Source organism: Rahnella contaminans (assembly GCF_011065485.1).
GTDB lineage: Bacteria > Pseudomonadota > Gammaproteobacteria > Enterobacterales > Enterobacteriaceae > Rahnella > Rahnella contaminans.
Map to the genome: position 1 here is coordinate 46,521 of NZ_JAADJS010000002.1, position 16,758 is coordinate 63,278.

Genomic DNA, 16,758 nt, shown 5'->3' on the forward strand with positions numbered 1-16,758 from the left:
ATGAACTTACGCTTCACCTCTCTTTTCCATTCAGCCGCAATACTTTTGTCGACGCTGCTGCTTTTTGTTGTTTTGATTCCGTCCGCCGCACTGGCGGCTGGCATGAAAAACATCAATGTTTCCAATGGCGCAATGCAGTCGACGGTGACGATTACCTTTGACGGCTCGCCGGATTATTCTTTTTTTCCGCTGCATAACCCCGAACGCGTTGTCATGGATATCCGTCAGGATGGCGTGATGAAAGGGTTGCCGCTGACATTTAACGGCCAGAATCTGGTGACCCGCGTGCGCGCGAGTACGCCGCCGAATGCGCAAAGTCAGCGTCTGGTTTTTGAACTGAATCAGAAAGTCAGAACCAACGCGACGAAACAAAAAGACGGCAGCCAGTACACCGTTGTGCTGACCATGAATGCATCGGCCGCACCGCGCCGCAATGCGCCGGTTTCCAAGGTCACCAATACGCCGTCGCCGAATGCTACCGTCACGCCAGACGCCTCGCAAAAATCGAATCCGTTTACCAATGATCAGACGAAAGTTATCGCTACCACCGTCGCGCCGGACAACTCACGTTCTTCCACTGTTTCCACCAGCGACAGTAAAATTATTGTCGCGATCGACGCCGGTCACGGCGGGCAGGATCCGGGCGCTATTGGCGGCGGCGGCCTGAAAGAAAAAAATGTCACTATCGCTATTGCCCGCAAGCTTCAGACATTGCTCAGCGCCGACCCGATGTTCAAACCGGTGCTGACCCGCGACGGCGACTATTTCATTTCCGTTATGGGGCGTTCTGACGTGGCGCGTAAGAAAAACGCCAACGTCCTGGTCTCCATTCACGCCGATGCGGCGCCAAGCCGCAGTGCGCGCGGGGCGTCGGTGTGGGTTCTGTCTAACCGTCGCGCGAACAGCGAAATGGGTAACTGGCTGGAACAACACGAGAAACAATCAGAATTACTCGGCGGTGCAGGCGATGTACTGGCGAATACTGCGTCTGACCCTTACCTGAGCCAGGCGGTTCTGGATTTACAGTTCGGCCATTCCCAGCGCGTGGGTTATGACGTGGCGACCCGCGTTTTACGGGAACTTCGCTCGGTCGGCTCGCTACACAAAGCCAAACCGGAACACGCCAGTTTAGGCGTACTCCGTTCTCCGGATATCCCGTCTCTGCTGGTAGAAACCGGCTTTATCAGTAACTCAACCGAGGAGCGGCTGCTGGGCAGCAGCGCGTACCAGGATAAAATTGCACGAGCCATTCACATTGGCCTGCGTAATTATTTCCAGTCGCATCCGATACAAAACGGCCCAAAGGTCGAAAACCGTCCGCTGCTGGCATCAGCATCGGCGGCAAGTGATAGCGCAGCGGGAAGCGATACATCAGCCAGTTCTTCCGTCAGTCAGCCCGGCCCGATTGAAGCCACTGCGGCTTCCGGCGGGGCAACGCAAATCCACAAAGTCACCCGTGGTGAGACGCTGACCGGCATTGCCAGTAGCTACGGAACGACCAACGCGGCGCTGCGTGACCTGAACAAATTGAAAAAAGATGGCGTCTGGGTCGGCCAGAGATTGAAAGTGCCAGCTGGTACCCGCACTTCTACAGCATCGTCATCGCGCGCTTCTGCTACGACGGCCAAAGCAACGAAGAAACCGGCAAAACATACGGTGAAACGCGGCGACACGCTTTCTGCGATAGCGAGCAAATACGGTGTCAGCATGAATGACATCAAAACGGCGAATCACATGAAGTCTGGCGAGGTGCAGCTCGGCCAAACCTTAACGATTCCACAGTCATAACGGCGGTTTATAGCCGCCAGCCACAGGAGCCGATATGCCGATCAAGGTATTGCCGCCGCAGCTTGCTAATCAGATAGCGGCCGGTGAAGTTGTCGAAAGACCGGCTTCCGTGGTGAAAGAACTGGTGGAAAACAGTCTGGATGCTGGTGCGACGCGCATTGATATTGATATCGATCGTGGCGGCGCCAAACTCATCCGTATTCGTGATAACGGCTGCGGGATTGGTAAAGACGATCTGGCTCTTGCGCTGGCGCGTCACGCCACCAGTAAAATCACCTGCCTCGACGATCTGGAGGCCATTCTCAGCCTCGGTTTTCGCGGCGAAGCGCTGGCCAGTATCAGCTCGGTATCACGCCTGATCCTGACTTCACGCACCGCAGAACAACAGGAAGCCTGGCAGGCGTACGCCGAAGGCCGCGACATGGCGGTAACCGTCAAACCGGCCGCGCATCCGCAGGGTTCTACCGTTGAAGTGCTGGATCTGTTTTACAACACGCCAGCCCGGCGCAAATTTATGCGCACCGAAAAGACCGAATTTACCCATATCGATGAAGTCGTCCGTCGCATTGCGCTGGCGCGCTTTGACGTTTCCGTCAATCTCAGCCACAACGGCAAACTGATCCGGCAGTACCGCGCCGTGAAAGATCCGTCGCAGTCTTCCCGCCGCCTGGCCAGTATTTGCAGCCCGACGTTCGTTGAACATGCGCTGGAAGTTGAATGGAGCCACGGCGATCTGGCGATCCGCGGCTGGGTTGCTGACCCCGCGGGTTCGCGCAGCCTGACTGACATGCAATATTGCTACGTGAATAACCGTATGATGAAAGATCGTCTGATTAATCATGCGATCCGCCAGGCGTATCAGGATCAGTTAAAAGACGATCAGCAGCCTGCGTATGTGTTGTACCTGGATGTCGATCCGCATCAGGTGGATGTGAATGTGCATCCGGCCAAGCATGAAGTGCGTTTCCATCAGTCGCGGCTGGTGCATGATTTCATCTATCAGGCTGTCATGTCTGTTTTACAACAGGCAGGCAATCCGGTGCTTGAAGAACCGCAGTTGCAGGCAGAAGCACCGCGCTGGCAGCCGGAAAACCGGCAGGCGGCAGGGGGAAATCATTTCTCACAGCCCGCAGATAAAAAGCCGGCTCAGACCCTACGGGAAAATGTTTTTCCTGAAACTGCCCGAAGCAGCGCGCCGCGCGAACCGACATTCCGGAGTTCTGAACCGGCATACAACCGCAATGAAGCAAAGCCCTATCAGCAGCTTTTGCAGCCTGCCGCCGGGGATTTCTCTTTGCAGGAACCGGTTCCGGTCGTGGCACAACCCGCTAAGCCTGCGCCATCCGCCGCTCGTACACTGGCTGAACCGGCACTTGAAGCGCACAGCCAGAGTTTCGGGCGCGTACTGACGGTCTGTTCGGCGGAATATGCGTTGCTGGAACGCGGAAAGCAGCTGGTGCTTTTATCGTTGCCGGTGGCCGATCGTTGGCTGAAGTGGGCGCAACTGACACCGCCGGAAGAAGGGCTTCGCCCGCAGCCTTTGCTGATCCCGCTAAAGCTGACGTTGAGTAAAGAAGAAATCGCCGCGCTGGCGAGATATCAGACGCTATTACAGCATTTTGGTTTAGAAATGCTCAGCGAGTCACAGCGTGTGACGGTTCGCGCGGTACCTTTACCATTACGCCAACAAAATTTACAAAAGTTGATACCTGATCTGTTAGGTTACCTTGCTGTTCAGCAGGAGGTGACTTCTGATGCGGTAGCTATGTGGTTTGCCCGCCACTGTGGCTGCGAACACGAGGTCTGGTCAGTTTCACAAGCCATACAATTACTCACGGACGTTGAGCGGCTTTGCCCACATTTGGTTAAAGCGCCTCCCTCCGGACTTCTGCAACCTCTTGATTTACAGTCCGCGCTGGCGGCTTTTAAGCATGACTGATTCTGAAAAACACACCGCTCCCCCGGCGATCTTTATTATGGGGCCGACCGCATCCGGTAAAACCGCACTGGCGATGTCGCTGATGAAACATCTGCCTGTTGAGTTAATCAGTGTGGATTCCGCACTGATCTACCGTGGCATGGATATCGGCACCGCGAAACCGACGGCGGAAGAACTGGCGCAAGCACCACATCGTCTGATTGATATTCTCGACCCGACCCGCGCATATTCTGCCGCTGACTTTCGTGCGGATGCTTTACGCGAAATGGCAGAAATAACCTCGCGCAATAAGATCCCGTTATTGGTGGGTGGGACTATGCTTTATTTCAAGGCATTGCTCGAAGGACTTTCACCGTTGCCGCCCGCCGATCCGGCTGTGCGCGAACGCATTGAAAAACAGGCCGCAGAGCTGGGTTGGGAAGCACTTCATAGCCAGCTGAGCGAAATTGATTCCGTCGCGGCTATGCGAATTCATCCGAATGATCCGCAGAGACTGTCCAGAGCACTGGAAGTTTTTTATATTTCGGGTAAAACTTTAACGGAACTGACTAAAATTTCGGGTGAAACGTTACCCTATCGCGTTCATCAGTTTGCGATTGCCCCGACCCGCCGTGAAACATTACATGCGCGGATCGAGGAACGTTTTAGTCAGATGTTGTCCAATGGTTTTGAAGACGAAGTCAGAACGCTGATAGCTCGGGGCGATTTGCATACCGATTTGCCTTCTATTCGCTGTGTAGGCTATCGCCAGATGTGGTCATATTTGTCTGGTGAATTCGATTACGATGAAATGGTTTATCGTGGTGTTTGCGCGACACGACAACTGGCCAAGCGTCAGATGACCTGGTTGCGGGGTTGGGAGGGTGTCGAATGGCTCGATTCTGAGAAGCCAGAAGAGGCCTTAAACCGTGTAATTCAGGTTGTTAGTGCATAGGTTGGGTGATTGTGTACAATTGATGAGTACTCAGCGCGCAAATTTTTTATGTGATTTATTTTCGAGCCGATAGGCTCAAAGTTACAAACAACAAACTAATAAGGAAAAGATAGAATGGCTAAGGGGCAATCTTTGCAAGATCCGTTCCTGAACGCATTGCGTCGTGAACGTGTTCCGGTTTCTATTTACTTGGTGAATGGTATTAAGCTGCAAGGCCAGATTGAGTCTTTTGACCAGTTTGTCATTCTGTTAAAAAATACGGTAAGCCAGATGGTGTATAAACACGCTATCTCCACCGTAGTGCCTTCCCGCCCGGTGTCACACCATAGCAATAATCCAGGTTCGGGCAGCACCAACAATTATCACCAAGGTAGTACTCCGTCTGCGCAACAGCCGCAGCAGGAAAACGATGACGCTGAATAAAGCGCAACGTTGGTCAACCACGAAGGGGTTCATAAGTATTCCGATTATGCTTATGCACCCCCGGCTGGCGAATTTTTCCCAAATGAGAGGTCGCAAGCTTGTTTGACCGTTATGAAGCCGGTGAGCAGGCCGTACTGGTTCATATCTATTTCTCGCAAGACAAAGACACGGAAGACCTGAGCGAATTTGAATCGCTGGTTTCTTCTGCAGGTGTAGAGGCGTTGCAAGTCGTCACCGGGAGCCGCAAGGCACCGCACCCTAAATACTTTGTCGGTGAAGGAAAGGCCCAAGAAATCGCAGATGCCGTCAAAGCAACGGGCGCGTCTGTCATCCTGTTCGATCACGCTTTGTCCCCCGGCCAGGAACGAAACCTGGAAGCCTTATGCGAATGTCGCGTTGTCGACCGCACCGGTTTGATTTTAGATATTTTTGCCCAGCGGGCACGAACTCACGAAGGTAAGTTACAAGTAGAACTGGCGCAATTACGCCACATTGCTACCCGACTGGTTCGCGGCTGGACACACCTTGAGCGTCAGGGCGGCGGCATTGGTGCACGTGGCCCGGGTGAAACCCAGCTCGAAACGGACCGCCGTTTACTGCGGGACCGGATTACTTTAATTCTCAGCCGTCTTGAAAAAGTGGCTAAGCAGCGTGAACAGGGTCGCCGTTCGCGCGTTCGTGCGGATATTCCGACGGTGTCTTTGGTGGGGTATACCAACGCCGGAAAATCTACACTCTTTAACCGTATCACTCAGGCCGATGTTTACGTGGCCAATCAGTTGTTTGCTACGCTGGATCCTACGCTGCGCCGCATTATGGTGGCAGATGTCGGGGAAACAGTGTTGGCAGACACCGTAGGGTTTATTCGTCACCTGCCCCATGATTTAGTTGCCGCCTTTAAGGCAACGTTGCAGGAAACCCGACAGGCATCTCTGTTATTACATGTGATTGATGCAGCGGACATCCGTGTTCAGGAAAATATTGACGCGGTTAATACGGTGCTGGCAGAGATTGAAGCAGATGAAATTCCTGCGCTGTTAGTGATGAACAAAATAGATATGTTGGATGATTTTGTCCCGCGTATTGACCGCAACGAGGAGAATTTGCCGGTCAGGGTCTGGCTCTCAGCCGTGACAGGTGAAGGTATTCCGTTGCTCTTTCAGGCGTTAACGGAGCGGTTATCTGGCGAAATTGCGCAGCATGAATTGTGCCTGCCGCCGGAAGCTGGCCGCCTTCGTAGCCGTTTTTACCAGCTTCAGGCCATTGAAAAAGAATGGATTGAAGAGGATGGCAGTATCGGTCTGATGGTGCGAATGCCCATTGTTGACTGGCGTCGCCTCTGCAAACAAGAGCAGGAACTGGAAAGCTATGTCCGCAACCAGAGCCTGTCTGATTTAGCCTGAAGAACACCAATCATAGAATAATGGAGCTATAACATGGCGTGGAATCAGCCCGGTAATAACGGACAGGACCGCGACCCCTGGGGCAGCAGCAATAATAGCGGCAACTCTGGTGGAAATTCTGGTGGAAATAATGACAACAAAGGCGGCCGCAATCAGGGGCCACCTGACCTGGACGATATCTTTCGTAAACTCAGCAAGAAGCTGGGTGGATTCGGTGGAAAAGGTTCAGGCAACAACAATAACAACAATGGCGCGCCAACCGGTTCTGGTCACGGGATGAGTGGTACCCGCATTGCGGGCATCGCGGTTGCCGCGGTGGTTGTGATTTGGGCGGCGACGGGCTTCTATACCATTAAAGAAGCTGAGCGTGGTGTGGTCACCCGTTTTGGTAAGTTCAGCCATCTGGTTGAGCCGGGCCTGAACTGGAAACCGACCTTCATCGATCAGGTTCGCGCAGTGAACGTCGAGTCGGTACGTGAACTGGCCGCGTCTGGTGTGATGCTGACTTCTGACGAGAACGTGGTACGCGTCGAAATGAACGTGCAGTATCGCGTGACAAACCCTGAAGCTTACCTTTTCAGCGTTGCCAACCCTGACGACAGCCTGAGCCAGGCAACGGACAGCGCATTGCGTGGCGTTATCGGCAAATACACGATGGATAAAATCCTGACTGAAGGCCGTACCACGGTGCGTAGCGACACTCAGCGTGTACTGGAAGAAACCATTCGTCCGTACAAAATGGGTATTACTATTCAGGACGTCAACTTCCAGACCGCGCGTCCGCCGGAAGAAGTGAAAGCTTCCTTCGATAACGCGATTGCCGCCCGTGAAAGAGAGCAGCAGTCTATTCGTGAAGCAGAAGCTTACGCGAACCAGATCCAGCCTCTGGCAAACGGTGAAGCACAGCGATTGCTGGAAGACGCGAAAGCGTATAAAGACCGTACCGTTCTGGAAGCGCAGGGTGAAGTGGCCCGGTTCTCCAAACTGTTACCAGAATATAAAGCCGCACCGGAAATTACCCGCGAGCGTCTTTATATCGAAACCATGGAAAAAGTCCTCAGTCACACCCGTAAAGTTCTGGTGAGTGACAAAGGAAATAACCTGATGGTATTGCCACTGGATCAGATGCTGCGCGGAAATAACGCGGCAGCGAACGACACCAGCAAAAATGATGACGCAGGTTTGTTACCTTCTGTGCCGGGCTTGACCAGCAGTAATGGCAAAAGCAGTGCCGATAACAGCAGTTCCCGTTCGTCTGGCAGTGTCATGGACCAGCGCCGTGCTAATGCACAGCGTGACGATACACTTCGCGTAGGGAGAGAATAACAATGCGTAAGTCATTTTTACTTATCGTCGTTGTGGTGCTGGTGGCGCTTTATGCTTCACTGTTTGTGGTTCAGGAAGGTCAGCGCGGTATCGTGCTGCGTTTCGGCAAAGTCCTGCGCGACAGCGATAACAAGCCTCTGGTGTATGCACCGGGTCTGCATTTCAAGGTTCCGTTTGTGGAATCTATCAAAATGCTTGACGCGCGTATCCAGACCATGGACAACCAGGCTGACCGATTCGTGACCAGCGAGAAGAAAGACCTGATCGTCGATTCCTATCTGAAATGGCGTATCAGCGATTTCAGCCGTTACTATCTGGCAACGGGCGGCGGGGACGTCTCTCAGGCCGAAGTTCTGCTGAAACGTAAATTTAGTGACCGTTTGCGCTCTGAAATTGGTCGTCTGGATGTGAAAGACATCGTGACCGATTCCCGCGGTCGTCTGACGCTGGATGTGCGTGACGCGCTGAACACCGGTAGCGCAGGTGATGAGCCGGAAGCGACAACCGAAGCTGATGATGCGATCGCGTCTGCGGCGAAACGTGTTGAGCAGGAAACCAAAGGCAAACAGCCTGCGGTGAACCCGAACAGCATGGCGGCGCTGGGTATTGAAGTGGTTGACGTTCGTCTGAAACAAATCAACTTGCCGGAAGAAGTGTCCAGCGCGATTTTCGACCGTATGCGCGCAGAGCGTAATGCGGTGGCATTGCGCCATATTTCTCAGGGTAAAGAAGAGGCGACTAAGATTCAGGCAGCGGCGGATTACGAAAGAACCCGTACAGTGGCTGAAGCAGAACGTACTGCCCGTATCACCCGCGGTGAAGGCGATGCCGAAGCGGCGAAACTGTTTGCTGATGCATTCAGCCAGGATCCGGACTTCTACGCATTCATCCGTAGCCTGCGTGCTTATGAGGCCAGCTTCAAGAGCGGTAACGATGTCATGGTGTTAAGCCCTGACAGCGACTTCTTCCGCTTTATGAAGTCACCTGACCAGCTAAAAAACAAATAATTGCTGATGCAATTTCCAAAAGGCCCTTCGCGGGCCTTTTGTCATTTCTGAAACTCCTTTTCCTGTTGAAGGGAATCACTGAGACACATTCACCATGAATTCGACAATCTGGCTGGCGCTGGCCTTAGTTTTGGTTCTGGAAGGCCTGGGGCCGATGCTTTATCCAAAATCGTGGAGAAAAATGATCCTCACTCTGGCGAATCTTCCGGACTCCGTTTTACGTCGTTTTGGCGGGGGTCTTGTGGTCGCAGGCTTCGTAATTTACTACATGTTGCGTGGTCGTCTGGGTGGTTGAGGTTTTGTTACGTTCAGCGTGTCACGTCCTGTTGAGACCGGTAGCACGCAATTAAAATTTTTCCCGCAAACGTGTGCTAAAAGTACTGGAAAGCACAGAATGAGATGTTAGAATCCTTTTTTAAGCAACCTGGTGATTCTTGAGATGGGTAAGAACGTCGTCGTACTCGGCACACAATGGGGTGATGAAGGGAAAGGCAAGGTCGTAGACCTGCTTACTGAACGGGCTAAATATGTTGTGCGCTATCAGGGCGGTCACAACGCCGGTCACACTCTGGTTATCAACGGTGAAAAAACCGTTCTTCATTTAATTCCGTCTGGCATTCTGCGTGAGAACGTGATCAGCATCATCGGCAACGGTGTTGTTCTGGCACCTGACGCTTTAATGAAAGAAATGGGCGAACTTGAAGCTCGTGGCATCCCTGTACGCGAACGTCTGTTACTGTCTGAAGCTTGCCCGCTGATCCTGCCTTACCATGTCGCACTGGACATGGCGCGCGAAAAAGCGCGTGGCGATAAAGCTATCGGCACGACCGGTCGCGGCATCGGCCCGGCTTATGAAGATAAAGTTGCCCGTCGCGGTCTGCGCGTTGGCGATCTCTTCAACAAAGAAACTTTCGCTATCAAGCTGAAAGAAATCATCGATTATCATAACTTCCAGCTGGTTAACTACTACAAAGTAGAAGCCGTTGATTTCCAGAAAACGTTGGATGATGTCATGGCTATCGCCGACATCCTGACGGCTATGGTTGTTGACGTGTCTGAGCTGCTGGATGGCGCGCGTAAGCGTGGCGATCTGATCATGTTCGAAGGCGCACAAGGTACGCTCCTGGACATCGACCACGGGACTTATCCGTACGTAACCTCTTCCAACACCACCGCTGGCGGCGTTGCTACCGGTTCAGGCATTGGTCCGCGTTACGTCGATTACGTTCTGGGTATCGTAAAAGCTTATTCCACCCGCGTGGGGGCAGGTCCGTTCCCGACTGAACTGTTCGACGAAACCGGCGAATTCCTGCGTAAGCAAGGTAACGAATTTGGTGCGACCACCGGTCGTAGCCGTCGTTGCGGCTGGCTGGATATCGTTGCCGTACGTCGTTCTGTGCAGATCAACTCCCTGTCTGGTTTCTGTCTGACCAAACTGGACGTGCTGGATGGTCTGAAAGAAGTGAAGCTGTGTGTCGGTTACCGCATGCCTGATGGCCGCGAAATGACCACCACCCCGCTGGCTGCAGAAGGCTGGGAAGGCATCGAGCCAATCTACGAAATCATGCCAGGCTGGACCGAAACCACCTTTGGCGTGAAAGAAGTCGAAAATCTGCCGCAGGCAGCGCTGAACTACATCAAGCGTATCGAAGAGCTGACTGAAGTTCCGGTTGATATCATTTCGACTGGTCCGGATCGTAGCGAAACCATGATCCTGCGCGACCCGTTTGACGCATAACAGCCTGAGCTGATTGTGTAAAAACGTCATAACCGGGCAAATTTGCCCGGTTTATTTTTTTCTGACCTTCCACGCTTGTTTACTTCCCGCGAAGCATCCACTATCTAAATGATTAGCTGCAAAGTTCGCGGCTGGTTTATCATCAAAGTGTCATAATAAACAATCATCTTCACCCTGTTGTCATTGCTGACGTGGAAAGACCGGGTAAACAACTACCCAGAGGTATGTGTGCAGTTAACGAGTTTTACTGATTATGGTCTGAGAGCGTTGATTTATATGGCATCCCTGCCAGGCGATCAGATGACCAACATTTCGCAGGTCACCGAAGTTTATGGTGTATCGCGCAACCACATGGTGAAAATCATTAATCAGTTGAGCCGTGCGGGCCTGGTCACCGCTGTCCGTGGAAAAAACGGGGGCATTAAACTGGGGAAACCCGCGGAAACAATCCGCATTGGCGATGTGGTTCGCGAACTCGAGCCGCTTTCACTGGTTAACTGTGACAGTGATTTTTGCCATATCACGCCCGCTTGCCGGCTAAAACAAGTCCTGCACACTGCTGTAGAACATTTTCTTGATGAGCTGAATCAGTACACTCTGGCCGATATGGTCAAAGATAACTCAACGCTCTACAAATTATTGCTTGTTGAATGAAAGACTTTCAACAAACTGCTGATGACAACGGAGGAACCGCTATGTCACAAGATCCATTCCTGGAACGAGAAGCAGAAAAATACGAATCACCTATTCCCAGCCGTGAATTTATTCTGGAACATCTCGCGAAACGTGAAACCCCGGCCAGCCGGGAAGAAATCGGTAATGAACTGAATCTGTCCGGAGAAGAAGCGCTCGAAGCGCTGCGTCGTCGTCTGCGCGCGATGGAGCGTGACGGACAGCTGGTCTTCACCCGCCGCCAGTGCTATGCGCTACCGGAGCGTCTGGACCTGCTGAAAGGTACGGTTATTGGCCATCGCGATGGTTACGGTTTCCTGCGTCTTGAAGGCGTTAAGAAAGACGACGTATACCTTTCTGCTGAACAAATGAAAATGTGCATCCACGGCGACGTAGTACTGGCACAACCGGTTGGCACCGACCGTAAAGGCCGCCGCGAAGCGCGTATCGTGCGCGTTCTGGTGCCGAAAACCAGCCAGATCGTGGGCCGTTACTTTACTGACGCCGGTGCCGGTTTTGTGGTGCCTGACGACAGTCGTCTGAGTTTTGACATTCTGATCCCGGCCGACGCCATTAACGGCGCGCGCATGGGTTATATGGTGGTGGTCGAGCTGACACAACGTCCGACGCGCCGCACTAAAGCGGTCGGTAAAATCGTTGAAGTCCTCGGCGATAAAATGGGCACCAGCATGGCGGTGGATATCGCGCTGCGTACTCACGAGATCCCGCACGTCTGGCCACCACAGGTTCTGAAACAGGTCGAAGACCTGAGTGAGCAGGTGCCGGAAGAAGCCAAAAAAGGGCGGGTGGATTTACGGAGCCTGCCGCTGGTCACCATTGATGGTGAAGATGCGCGCGACTTCGATGATGCCGTGTATTGCGAGAAAAAACGCGGTGGCGGCTGGCGCCTGTGGGTGGCTATCGCTGACGTGAGTTATTACGTCCGTCACGGCACGGCGCTGGACGACGAAGCACGCAGCCGCGCCACTTCAGTCTACTTCCCGTCGCAGGTTGTCCCGATGCTGCCGGAAGTGCTGTCCAACGGCCTGTGTTCCCTGAACCCTCAGGTAGACCGACTGTGTATGGTCTGTGAGATGACGATCTCCGCGCAGGGCAAGCTGACCAGCTCTAAATTCTACGAAGCGGTGATGAGCTCCCATGCACGTCTGACGTACAACAAAGTCTGGCGCATCATTGAAGGCGATCCTGAGCTGCGTGAGCAGTACAGCCCGCTGGTTAAGCATCTGCTTGAACTGCATACCATGTACAAAGTGTTGGATCAGGCACGTGCGGAACGGGGTGGTATCGCATTCGAAACTGAAGAAGCCAAATTCATTTTTAACGCCGAGCGCCGCATCGAACGTGTCGAACCGACCGTGCGTAACGACGCCCACAAGCTGATTGAAGAGTGCATGATCCTGGCGAATATCGCTGCCGCACGTTTTGTTGAAAAACATAACGAACCTGCGTTGTTCCGTGTACATGACCGTCCAAGCGATGATCATATTTCCGCGCTGCGAAGCGTGCTGGGTGAACTGGGTCTGGTCATGGGCGGCGGTCTGAAGCCTGAGCCGAAAGATTATGCGCAGATCATGGATGAACTGGCGGATCGTCCTGACCGCGAAATGCTGCAGACTATGCTGCTGCGTTCGATGAAACAGGCGATTTATGACCCGGAAAACCGTGGTCACTTTGGTCTGGCGTTGCAGTCCTACGGGCACTTCACGTCACCAATCCGTCGTTATCCGGATCTGGCCCTGCACCGTGCGATAAAATACCTGCTGGCGAAAGAGCACGGCACGCTGAAAGAGCGCTGGACGCCAACCGGCGGCTGGCACAGCGATTACGAAGATATGTTGCAGCTCGGTGAGCATTGTTCGATGGCAGAACGTCGTGCGGATGAAGCGACGCGTAACGTGGCTGACTGGCTGAAATGTGACTTCATGCAGGATCACGTCGGCGAAGTCTTCACCGGCATTATCGCCAGCGTGACCGGTTTCGGTTTCTTCGTGCGCCTTAACGATTTGTTCATCGACGGTCTGGTGCATGTGTCCTCGCTCGACAACGATTATTACCGGTACGACAACATCGGTCAGCGTCTGGTCGGCGAATCTTCCGGCGCAGTTTACCGCCTGGGCGATACTGTTGAAATCCGCGTTGAAGCCGTGCATATGGACGAACGTAAAATCGATTTCGCACTGGTTTCCAGCACCCGTAAAGCGCGTGGTGAAGGCAAAACCGCACGTGACCGCGCCAAAAAAGGCGGTGAGCGTTCCATGCGTTCCACTGCGCCTGCCAATGCGGGGCGTCGTCGCACCGGTAAGAAAAACGTGAACTTTGAGCCGGACAGCGCCTTCCGTAAAGATGACGCGAAACCGGCCAAACCGAAGAAAGAGAAAGCGGTCGGCGCAGTCGGTAAAGACGGCAAGCCGAAGAAAGCCAAAAAGCCTTCTGATAAAACGGCAAAAATTGCGGCGGCCACCAAAGCCAAGCGCGCGAAGAAAAAGTCGACTGACAGCTAATCCTTTCCGGCGATTCTTCTATGGTAGAATCGCCTGTAACCTTATTAAATTGCGGACAGCTTGCTGTCCGCAAGTCTATTTTAAAGAGCATCATGAGCGAAATTATCTACGGTATCCATTCCGTTAAAGCCTTACTCGACAACGATCCGCAACGCTTTCTGGAAGTTTTTATTCTGAAAGGCCGCGACGATAAACGCCTGAAACCGCTGATCGACGAACTGGAAGCCAGCGGGATCGTGATCCAGGTGGCGAGCCGCCAGTGGCTGGATGAAAAATCCGAAGGCGCAGTGCATCAGGGCATTATCGCGCGCGTGCGCGAAGGCCGTCAGTATCAGGAAAATGACTTGCCGGCATTGCTGGAAAGCCTCGATTGCCCGTTCCTGTTGGTGCTGGACGGCGTCACTGACCCGCATAACCTCGGTGCTTGCCTGCGTACCGCGGATGCGGCCGGTGTTCACGCGGTGATCGTGCCTCGTGACCGTTCTGCCAAACTGAATGCGACCGCCAAAAAAGTTGCCAGCGGCGCGGCTGAAAACGTGCCGCTGATCAACGTGACCAATCTGGCGCGCACCTTGCGTGTATTGCAGGAACACAATGTCTGGATCGTCGGCACTGCCGGTGAAGCCGATCATGACCTGTTCCAGAGCAAAATGACCGGCCCGATGGCGCTGGTGATGGGCGCAGAAGGTGAAGGTATGCGCCGTCTGACCCGCGAACATTGCGACGAACTGATCAGCATCCCGATGGCGGGCAGCGTGTCTTCACTGAACGTTTCAGTTGCAACCGGTGTTTGTCTGTTCGAAGCGGTACGTCAGCGTGGCCTGAAGAAAAGCTGATTACTGCTTTCTTTGTTGCTGATGAAACGGGAGCCTCAGGGCTCCCGTTTGCATTTCTGCCTTTGTGATCTGCCCGCCTGTTAATTCCCCGATTTTTACCATACTTACGCAATGTCCTTTGAACAGGGAGCAGGCGATGAACTGGGAAACACACCGGGTTTTTAATCAGCCCAAACCACTGAGTAACAGCAATTTATTCCTTTCCGACACTCCGCTTCGCGAGGCGGTTTCCCGTCAGCAGGCTGGCTGGGATGCTGATGTACTGGCGTCGCTCGGGCAACAGTTAGGTTCTGCCGAATCGCTGGAGCTCGGAAGGCTGGCGAATACTCATCCGCCAGAACTTTTACGTTATGATCCTTGCGGTGAACGCCTCGACGATGTGCGTTTTCATCCGGCCTGGCACTTGCTGATGCAGGGGCTGATTGCCAACCGCGTGCATAATTTGCCGTGGCAGGAGGATGCACGCATCGGCTCGGCGGTCGCCCGTGCAGCGCGCTTTATTCTTCACGGCCAGGTTGAAGCGGGAACGTTATGCCCGGTGACCATGACCTTTGGGGCGATCCCTTTACTGCAAAAAACGCTGCCAGCGGAATTCAGCGGCTGGCTTAAACCCCTGTTATCCGATCGCTATGATCCGCATCTGCAATCCGGCGACCAGAAGAAAGGCGTGCTGATCGGCATGGGCATGACGGAAAAGCAGGGCGGATCCGATGTGCTCAGTAACACCACACGGGCGACAGCGCTGGAAGGGCGTGGCAGCGGAAAGCCTTATCATCTGGTCGGTCATAAATGGTTTTTCTCCGTACCGCAAAGCGATGCGCATCTGGTACTGGCGCAGACTGACGGCGGGCTGTCCTGCTTCTTCCTGCCCCGAATTCTGCCCGATGGAACCCGCAATGCGGTCCGCATTGAGCGCCTGAAAGACAAACTGGGCAACCGGTCGAACGCCAGCAGCGAAGTGGAGTTTCAGAATGCCACCGGCTGGCTGCTGGGCGAAGAGGGCGAAGGCATCCGACATATCCTGAAAATGGGCGGCCATACGCGCTTTGACTGTGCGCTGGGCAGCCACGCCATGATGCGCCGGGCGTTGTCGGTTGCGCTGTATCACGCCTTCCAGCGGCAGGTTTTTGGAAAGCCCCTCATCGAACAACCGCTGATGCGTCAGACGCTGAGCCGCATGGCGCTGATGCTGGAAGGTCAGACGATGGTGCTGATGCGACTGGCGGCGGCGTCCGGCGCACAGGATACTCCTGCGGAAATCTTACTGTGCCGGTTGCTGACACCCGCCGCTAAGTTTGAAGTATGCCGTCAGGGGATGCCTTTTGTTGCTGAGGCGATGGAAGCGCTGGGCGGTCTGGGTTATTGCGAAGACAGCGAGTTACCGCGTTTGTACCGTGAAATGCCGGTCAACAGCATCTGGGAAGGGTCGGGGAATGTGATGTGTCTGGATGTTCTGCGCACGCTCAAAAAATTACCCGCCAGCGGAGAAATGCTGCAACAGGTCTTGTATCAGGTGCGCGGCCAAAACCGCATATTTGACCGGGCATCCCGCCAGTTTTTACAGCGCCTGCGCTCATCGGAAGAAGCGCATGGCCGCTGGCTGACAAGTCAGTTGTTTAACCTGATGACAGCAACTCAGATGCTGGAATTTGCTTCGCCACCGGTGGCGGACGCCTGGTGCAGAATGGTGCTCGATCCGCGCGGTGAAACGCTGTTGCCGGAACGTTTGTGCCAGCTGTTGCTCAACCGCGCGATCGGCGCTGAATAATCAGCGGTAGAGTGTGGCCTGCGAATACCAGCGGCCGGGAATAATGGTTTCGCTGTTAAACATGATGACGTAAAAGTGCGCCCCCGCCGCATCGGCGCGGCGCTGAACTTCTGCTTCTGCATCCATCGGGCTGCCAATCACATCGACGGTGATGCTGCCAATTTTGGTGAGAGTGGAGGTCTGCGCACGGGTAATTTCCTGCGCTTTAGCTGTTATGGCAGGCGGCGCAACCGGCGTGGTTTGCATCAGATTACTGCAACCGCTCAGCGCAACCAGTAACAGCAGCGCAGCGGAGATTCGGAGGGATTTCATTGTGATATCCGGTAAAAGGGCGATGCCTGAAGTGTAGTCCTTACACCGGTCTGCTGGCGAGTCTGCGCGGCGTTTATTGCCGCGCATTTC

At 53.9% G+C, this 16,758-nt stretch carries 14 protein-coding genes; 13 read left to right on the forward strand and 1 reads right to left on the reverse strand.

Annotated elements, in window-relative coordinates; all coding sequences use genetic code 11:
- From amiB to GW579_RS09505, 13 genes are all read left to right on the forward strand, one after another.
- Positions 1-1,788 carry an N-acetylmuramoyl-L-alanine amidase AmiB gene (amiB, locus tag GW579_RS09445; protein ID WP_165058823.1) on the forward strand — a complete coding sequence of 596 codons (1,788 nt, stop codon included), beginning with the start codon at positions 1-3 and terminating at the stop codon, positions 1,786-1,788.
- 34 nt (positions 1,789-1,822) lie between these two features.
- Positions 1,823-3,727 (forward strand): DNA mismatch repair endonuclease MutL, encoded by a 1,905-nt coding sequence (gene mutL / locus GW579_RS09450; protein WP_165058825.1) that lies wholly within the window; start codon positions 1,823-1,825, stop codon positions 3,725-3,727.
- On the forward strand, positions 3,720-4,661 hold the full coding sequence (miaA, locus tag GW579_RS09455) for a tRNA (adenosine(37)-N6)-dimethylallyltransferase MiaA (protein WP_165058827.1): 942 nt from the start codon (positions 3,720-3,722) through the stop codon (positions 4,659-4,661). The genes mutL and miaA overlap by 8 nt, the downstream gene beginning before the upstream one ends.
- A gap of 114 nt (positions 4,662-4,775) precedes the next feature.
- Positions 4,776-5,084 carry an RNA chaperone Hfq gene (gene hfq, locus GW579_RS09460; RefSeq protein ID WP_013573763.1) on the forward strand — a complete coding sequence of 103 codons (309 nt, stop codon included), beginning with the start codon at positions 4,776-4,778 and terminating at the stop codon, positions 5,082-5,084.
- A gap of 98 nt (positions 5,085-5,182) precedes the next feature.
- Positions 5,183-6,487 carry a ribosome rescue GTPase HflX gene (gene hflX, locus GW579_RS09465; protein WP_014333660.1) on the forward strand — a complete coding sequence of 435 codons (1,305 nt, stop codon included), beginning with the start codon at positions 5,183-5,185 and terminating at the stop codon, positions 6,485-6,487.
- 33 nt (positions 6,488-6,520) lie between these two features.
- Entirely contained in the window at positions 6,521-7,813 is a 1,293-nt protein-coding gene (gene hflK / locus GW579_RS09470) for an FtsH protease activity modulator HflK (RefSeq protein WP_152325327.1), read from the forward strand.
- Between the two features lie 2 nt (positions 7,814-7,815).
- On the forward strand, positions 7,816-8,820 hold the full coding sequence (gene hflC, locus GW579_RS09475) for a protease modulator HflC (protein WP_165058829.1): 1,005 nt from the start codon (positions 7,816-7,818) through the stop codon (positions 8,818-8,820).
- A 94-nt stretch (positions 8,821-8,914) separates the two neighbouring features.
- Positions 8,915-9,115: a DUF2065 domain-containing protein gene (locus tag GW579_RS09480; protein WP_101078281.1), complete on the forward strand. Its 201-nt coding sequence runs from the start codon at positions 8,915-8,917 to the stop codon at positions 9,113-9,115.
- A 144-nt stretch (positions 9,116-9,259) separates the two neighbouring features.
- Positions 9,260-10,558: an adenylosuccinate synthase gene (locus tag GW579_RS09485; protein ID WP_152325325.1), complete on the forward strand. Its 1,299-nt coding sequence runs from the start codon at positions 9,260-9,262 to the stop codon at positions 10,556-10,558.
- Between the two features lie 228 nt (positions 10,559-10,786).
- Positions 10,787-11,212, forward strand: coding sequence for a nitric oxide-sensing transcriptional repressor NsrR (gene nsrR / locus GW579_RS09490; RefSeq protein ID WP_165058831.1), 426 nt, complete (start codon positions 10,787-10,789; stop codon positions 11,210-11,212).
- 41 nt (positions 11,213-11,253) lie between these two features.
- A complete protein-coding gene (gene rnr / locus GW579_RS09495; RefSeq protein ID WP_165058833.1) occupies positions 11,254-13,752 on the forward strand; it encodes a ribonuclease R in 2,499 nt (832 codons plus the stop codon).
- A gap of 92 nt (positions 13,753-13,844) precedes the next feature.
- Positions 13,845-14,588 (forward strand): 23S rRNA (guanosine(2251)-2'-O)-methyltransferase RlmB, encoded by a 744-nt coding sequence (rlmB, locus tag GW579_RS09500; protein ID WP_014411562.1) that lies wholly within the window; start codon positions 13,845-13,847, stop codon positions 14,586-14,588.
- Positions 14,589-14,724: 136 nt separating this feature from the next.
- Entirely contained in the window at positions 14,725-16,356 is a 1,632-nt protein-coding gene (locus GW579_RS09505) for an isovaleryl-CoA dehydrogenase (protein WP_152325322.1), read from the forward strand.
- Here GW579_RS09505 and bsmA read toward each other — a convergent pair whose 3' ends face one another.
- Positions 16,357-16,668, reverse strand: a complete 312-nt coding sequence (bsmA, locus tag GW579_RS09510) for a biofilm peroxide resistance protein BsmA (RefSeq protein ID WP_165058835.1) — start codon at positions 16,666-16,668, stop codon at positions 16,357-16,359. It lies immediately after the preceding gene.
- Positions 16,669-16,758: the final 90 nt, after the last annotated feature.